3 protein-coding genes are annotated in these 5,080 nt (G+C 46.9%); all 3 read right to left on the bottom strand.

Features of this window, described 5'->3' with window-relative positions; genetic code table 11:
- A partial coding sequence (locus Q0231_RS06980; protein ID WP_367274477.1) for a carbohydrate ABC transporter permease occupies positions 1 to 394 on the bottom strand: 394 nt, incomplete at its 3' end.
- A gap of 172 nt (positions 395 to 566) precedes the next feature.
- A complete protein-coding gene (locus Q0231_RS06975) occupies positions 567 to 1,853 on the bottom strand; it encodes a sugar ABC transporter substrate-binding protein (RefSeq protein WP_299346709.1) in 1,287 nt (428 codons plus the stop codon).
- A gap of 126 nt (positions 1,854 to 1,979) precedes the next feature.
- Positions 1,980 to 2,987: a LacI family DNA-binding transcriptional regulator gene (locus tag Q0231_RS06970; protein WP_299346707.1), complete on the bottom strand. Its 1,008-nt coding sequence runs from the start codon at positions 2,985 to 2,987 to the stop codon at positions 1,980 to 1,982.
- Between the last annotated feature and the right edge of the window lie 2,093 nt (positions 2,988 to 5,080).

Below are 5,080 nucleotides of genomic sequence, written 5' to 3'. Positions count from 1 at the left end.
TCATATTGATCCATAGTACCGCATTCACCGCGGGCATGACAAAGAAAGGAGAAATCAGCATAACCCTAACGATGCCTTGGCCCGGAAATGTCCGATTAACAAGAATCGCAATTGCCAAGCCAAGAACAACCGTCAAAACGATGATCGATGTAACAATGAAAATCGAATTATAAACAGCCAGCCAGAACCCGTCATTGTTCCAGACAAACAAATAGTTTCCAAACCCGCGCCAGTTTTCAATGCTGGGGCTCGTCCATTCAGGACGAATTGAGCTCGCCAAAACATAGCGAATGAAGGAAAAGAACAAAGTAATACAAAGCGGAACCAGCATCCATGTTAAGAGCAGGATCACGGCGGGCGCCTGCATTAGACGCGAAAGCTTTCGGTCGGCCATTGGCACACCCTTTACGTTCAATTGTTCTCTAGAGTCATTTTCGTTCAATCGCTTGTCAAGCAACCATGGTCGCTGCAAATGGCTGCCGGAGAAACGATGCGCAGTGTTTCACTGACGAAGGGTTCGGATATCCGATATCCGAACCCTTCTTTTTGGGCGGGAGAGCTACTGTTTATTCGTAGTAACCAGCTTCTCTCATGATAGCATCAGCTGCCGCTTGTGATGCTGCCAGTGCTTCGTCTACAGATTTGGCACCGGAGAGCGCCGCAGCCATTTCCTGTGCAACGGCACTCCCGACTTGAGGGAATTCTGGGATAGCCGCGAATTGAACACCAACATATGGCTTCACTTCTGTGGCTTCAGGTGCAGCAGATTGCAGCGCCGTAATTTCAGCCTCGGCGAACGGAGCCGCAGCAAGAAACTCTGGATATGCATAAGTTGATGTACGCGTACCAGTTGGCACCGAACCCCAACCAAAGTCTGGGTGGTTGGCGACAGCCAAAACGTATTCTTTGGATGTTGCCCATTCGATGAATTTCTTAGCCTCGACAGCATTAGGTGAACCAGCAGGTACTGCCATTGCCCAAGCCCACAACCAGTTAGCACCAACGGGGTTACGAGCGTGCGGTGATTGCGCATAAGCAACGCCATCAACTTCTAGGAAGGACGCAGCGATTGTGGCGTCAATCCACATCCCGCACTTGCCTTCGTTATAAAGCGCTAAAATTTCGTTGAATGAGTTGCCTTCAGATCCTGGAGGGCCATAGGTGCCAAGCAAATCAACATAGAAATTGATCGCCGCACGCCACTCATCTGAATCAATGGCTGGACGCATATCTTTGTCAAACCACGCACCGCCAAACGAATTTACAACTGTTGTGATGAAGGCCATATTGTCGCCCCAGCCTGGCTTACCGCGCAAGCACGCGCCATAAATACCTTGGTCTGGGTTGTGGATCGCTGCTGCAGCCGCCTTGATGTTGTTCCAGTTGTCGCTATCGGCGATGGTAACACCTGCTGCATCGGTCAAATCCTTGCGATCCATAACCATGGAAGATTCACCATAAAACGGCGCAGCGTAAAGCGTGCCATTGTGTGATAGGCCATCGCGAATTGGCGACAGCATGTCTTCAAGGTCATATTCAGCACCGAACTCAAGCGGTTCAATCCAACCGGCAGCGCCCCAAATCGGCGCTTCTTGCATGCCGATGTTGATAACATCATATTGGCCACCACCCGTGGCAGTGTCTGAAGTTACCTGTTCGCGCAACACCCCCTCTTCAAGCGAGACCCAGTTTAGCTCAACACCCGTTTCTGCGGTGTAGGCTTCAGCCACTTTTTGCATGTTGATCATATGACCGTTGTTCACGATCGCAATGGTCAACTCTGCTGCATTAATGGCAATCGCGCTAGTGGCGCAAACCGCAAGCCCAAGAGCTGCAGATTTCAATGTTCTCATATTTTCCTCCCGAAAAATTGTCACTCTGATAATGACAACACAAGGAGGAGCATAGTAAAAAACATAACGGCGGTCAACATTAAAATTTACGCGCGTAAACTTTAGTTCCTTTGAGCATGTGCATTGCTAGGCAGATGCGCGCATGATCAATTTACCATCAAACAGTATTGTTGTCCCTGTACCGCTTCGCTCATCCTTGTTAATCAACTCAAGCAGCATTTTGACACTGCGTGCAGTAATCGCTTCATAGTCGTGGGACACGGTGGTTAGCGTGGGACACGTGAAACTCGAGAATGGGTGGTTATCATGCCCAGCTACGCGAAGTGCACAATCCTCGCTAAGTCCAACGCGCAATCCAAGCTCATAAGCGGCAGCCAAAAATCCAATAGCCAAACGATCATTCGAACAAAAGATTGTGCCAGTCGCAAAAGCTTTGTCTACCAAAGCCTTCCTGCCTTCGCGAAAACCTATCTCTTCAAGACTCCATCCCTCACCCTCGGCCTGAATAACATGCGGCGTGTGACCCATCAGCTCCATCGTCTCGATATAGGCATTGCGTCGTTTGTTCGCGTTTGGGTTCGGCGGATTGCGCATTTCGAAGAATACCGGAGGCTCACCACTTCTGACTAAATACTCTAGCATGACTTCTATGGCTTGAGCGTTATTGTGGCCCACAAAGGCCTCTCCCGTAACTTCAATATTAGCGTCAAAACTAACGGTGGGCACATCTGCGCAAAATGCTTCGATTGCAGCACGATCCGAAGTCCGCCCCAACGGCGCGATTAGGACACCTGCTGGTTTAATTGATCTAAGTGAGGCAAGATTATCTATTTCCAATGCAGGATCACCATGAGAGCTAAGCAAAATCGGCTGAAACCCTGCTGCAATCACTAGAGTTTCAATTCTTCGCGCCATTTCAGCAAAGAATGGATCGGCCAAATAAGGAACCACTATGCCAACATTCTTTGTAAGCTTTCTGTTTTGATTAATGGCAAAAATATTCGGCCGATAGTCACACTTTGCAAGTGACTCCTCGATCTTGTCTCGCGTTCTAGAGCGAACACTCTGTGGATCGTTAAAGTACTTTGAAATTGTAGGTCGTGAGAATCCGCTAAATTCAGCAAACTCTTCCATATTCTGGATTTTTGGTTTTCTCATAGCACCAAACCTCTTCAAAATTGACCTAGACTTTACAATTTCTTATCGCGCGGCAAAAATCAATTACTTTTAGCCTTCCATCAAGTGAAGTCCGAGCCTGGACCATTTGCTTTCACCAAATGCGCCTGCCTTTCAAACGATCTGCGGGCAAATGGAAAAGGTCTTTCTCCGCAAAATCTGTAAGTCATATTCTGCTGCGGGGCATCTAGTTTTACTCTTTAGTTTGGTTCGTAGCGCATTGAGAAAATCAGCACAGTTTTTGCTGTCGTAGCATTCGGCTATTGCACTTGCTTACCACTTTGCAATTACCACAAGGAGCTCCAAGCTGACTCTCATCAATCGGATTTTGCTTGGCCTTTGGCTAGGCGACTTTTAATCGATCAACGCTCTTGCCTCTTGCCTCGTTGATAGCCCCAACGTCAACAACCAATGTAATCGGAAGCGAGGCACTTCGGTTAGAGACCACAAATTGAATGCCCGCACCGATTAAACCCGTTTTGCTTTTTCCACGCGCGAAACAATCGACATTTGTTGGTGGTCTTGCGGAATCCTGCCCCACAAATGTCTCGATGACGTGGATATCTGATACTGAGAAATTTGCACGTGCAGCTTCAGGTACACTTTCAAAACAAAAGCATACCGGCGCTTTGTCATCAATTCATCCCTACCATCGCGGTTACAGATTGGCGCCCCGCGATGTCCGACATACGACCACGCTTAATAAGGAAACGATCGATGAACTCGGCGTCCGACAATTTGGCAATCCAACTTGAGCATATCAGGAAAAATGCCGTTGCAAACTATGTCGGCTGCCCTGGCACTCCAATTCAAAGTTCAGCTCATGAACTTCAAGCTCGTGCACTAAAGAGCCTTTGCGCAAAGATTACTTGTGCGGATTTGACCTCGCGCTGTCCGTTGTCAGAAATTTTGAACCCCATTGAAACCACTACTACGACCCCAATACTGGACGGTTTACGCAAGCTGATCCGCTGCAGTTGTGGATCCGGATGGGCGCTTTGAGTGCGTTAGTTAGTGGGATGTCGGCGAAAGGGTGCTTGTTGGCGCGGGTAGTGGTCCCAAGTGGAAACTGCCCCCACGTGGTTTACCAAAAGCTGGACACCACGCCCCAGCAAGAAAGGTGATGGCATAAAATGGGGGTCGAAGATTGATCCGCGCACTCATATTCGAAGTATGAATGGCAAAGGCGACAACCAAAATCTTTGGCAGAAAGATGACGATATTAAGTGGCAGAAGATTGGAAAACCTTTGGACAAAAACGGCAATCCTACAATCCGAGATTCTAAGCGTTCTCATATAAATCCAGACGATTTCAAATTCAAATAGGAACGAAAGCAATGAGTTACCTAGTTCAGATTATCGAGCCTCTGGATGCCTGGCTGGATCGCATCGTAGTACTGCTGCGACAGGGTTGGGGATGTTGAGCTGCAACGAGAGGTATGGGTAGAAAGGAAGTCCATCATTAACAGTTCTAACGAGATGATGTCCCAGTTTTTGGACGGCAACTATTGTCACTCGTTTGTGGTCCAAAACTGCATGTCACATGAACAGCGTCAGCTTTGTATCAGTGAGTTGAGACCAATAGATATGGAAAACCATGATTTAGATGAAGCTGAGCTTTTCGAGACAGCCATTTGGAACGAGCTGAGTAAACTCAGCTCCAAGCTTGCTGAAAATTTGCTCAGAAATCCGCCGACGCTTATCAGACTGTCAAAGCATGTTCTGGAGGTTACCAAGCATACATCGTAAACTGGTCGTATCAACAACTGCTCTTGGCGTAATTGTTCAAGATCAGATTTTTGATCGCCTTTGTACACTCCAAGCTGAACAAGGGTTTTCAAAAAGATATCTAATAAATTATTGGAAAAAATAGAAAATTATGGACATAAAGAAAATAATATAAACTAGAAGAACTTTAAAAAGAAGAAAAAATATGATATGCATAAACAGTTCTTTTAGAAAATAAAATGGATGAATTAGAAGTATCAATAGGAAGTCAAAAGGATGATTTTGATACTTTGGGTACGATTTGGAGAGAGTTTTTGGATGGC

The organism is uncultured Maritalea sp. (assembly GCF_937139385.1).
Classification (GTDB): Bacteria; Pseudomonadota; Alphaproteobacteria; order Rhizobiales; family Devosiaceae; genus Maritalea; species Maritalea porphyrae_A.
Note: the sequence above shows the minus strand (reverse complement) of the source record. Positions and strands in the feature narration are given on the sequence as shown.